Origin of the sequence: Hymenobacter terricola, from assembly GCF_017921975.2 — a bacterium.
In the GTDB taxonomy this organism is placed as follows: domain Bacteria; phylum Bacteroidota; class Bacteroidia; order Cytophagales; family Hymenobacteraceae; genus Hymenobacter; species Hymenobacter terricola.
The window spans coordinates 1-1,230 of the sequence record NZ_JAGEMO020000050.1; the positions used below are offsets into that span (position 1 = coordinate 1).

The window sequence follows — 1,230 nt, forward strand, 5'->3', positions numbered from 1 at the left end:
CTATGTTTGCCTGTGCCCCGTAATGAGGGCTGCTGAGAAGGAAAAGGGTGGAGTAAGATTCGCATCTTATGGGGCGCTAGAGCTCGTTTTACATGACAATCCCCACTCTTTTCCAGGGCTACTTTGGACAGTTCCGTGAGGCCTCAGAGCCTGTATTAGGATAATAGAAGATTTCCTGGAAGTCCTTTTCACGCATTTCCTCCACCTCAACGCTTTCCGTTATGACTCCCCTACTACCCTTGCCGGTCGTCGGCATTGACGTGAGCAAAGCCCCGCTCGCCGTCTGTTATCTGGTGAATGACCAGGCCAAGCACCTGGAAGTCAGCAATAGCAAAGCCGGCTTTCAGCAGCTGGTCAAAGCCTGCGGTGCCCACTGCCGGTTTATGATGGAAGCCACGGGCACCTATAATCTGGCCCTGGCCTATTACCTACACGAGCAGGGCGGGCAGGTAGCCGTACTCAATCCGCTGGTCATCAAACGCTTCATCCAGATGCACTTGAGCAAAGGCAAAAGTGACCGCAAAGATGCGCAGTGGCTGCTACGCTATGGTCAACAGCAACCGCTGAAGGTCTGGCAGCCCGACGAAACGGTGCTGGTGGAATGCCGCCAGCTGGAGCAAGTCACGGAGCAGTTGCTGAAGCAAAAAGTTATGGTCAGCAATGCCCGAGAAGCCCTCCAACAGCAACCTATTGGGAGTAAGCTCGCCCTGAAACGCCTGCAACAGACGCTTAAAACGTTGACCCAGCAAGTAGCCGCAGTCGAGGCCGAGCTGTTGGCCTTGTTAGAACAGCGTTTCGCGGCCGAAATGACGTTACTGTGCTCCATTCCCGGTATCGGGCGCAAGACGGCAGGCATGCTCCTGCTCTTTGCCGGCGGCTTCACCCACTTCGATAACTACCGACAAGTGATTGCCATGGCGGGCTTGTCGCCCCGCGAACATACGTCGGGCACGAGCATCCGCGGCAAAGTGCGCATTACCAAAATGGGTGGCGGCTTGATTCGAGGTAAGCTGTTTATGTGCAGCTTCTCCGCTAAGAAAACGAACGCGGCCTGTGCCGCCCTTTTTGACCGACTCGTGGCCAAGGGCAAGAATAAGAAGCTCGCCCTGATTGCCGTCTGCAACAAACTGCTCAAGCAAGCTTTTGCCATCATCAAATCAGGCGTGCCTTACCAAGCCGATTTTACCTCAAAACGTGCGCTGAAAGCTTGACTTTTAACACAGTTCTTGT

At 54.4% G+C, this 1,230-nt stretch carries 1 protein-coding gene; it reads left to right on the top strand.

What is annotated here, in order from left to right; translation table 11 throughout:
* The first annotated feature begins 221 nt into the window (after positions 1-221).
* On the top strand, positions 222-1,211 hold the full coding sequence (locus J4G38_RS20935; protein ID WP_226163628.1) for an IS110 family RNA-guided transposase: 990 nt from the start codon (positions 222-224) through the stop codon (positions 1,209-1,211).
* The last annotated feature ends 19 nt before the right edge of the window (positions 1,212-1,230 follow it).

What these genes read in the sequence shown, in the direction of transcription:
- J4G38_RS20935 (WP_226163628.1), top strand. Translation starts at nt 222, where the DNA reads ATGACTCCCCTACTACCCTTGCCGGTCGTCGGCATTGACGTGAGCAAA.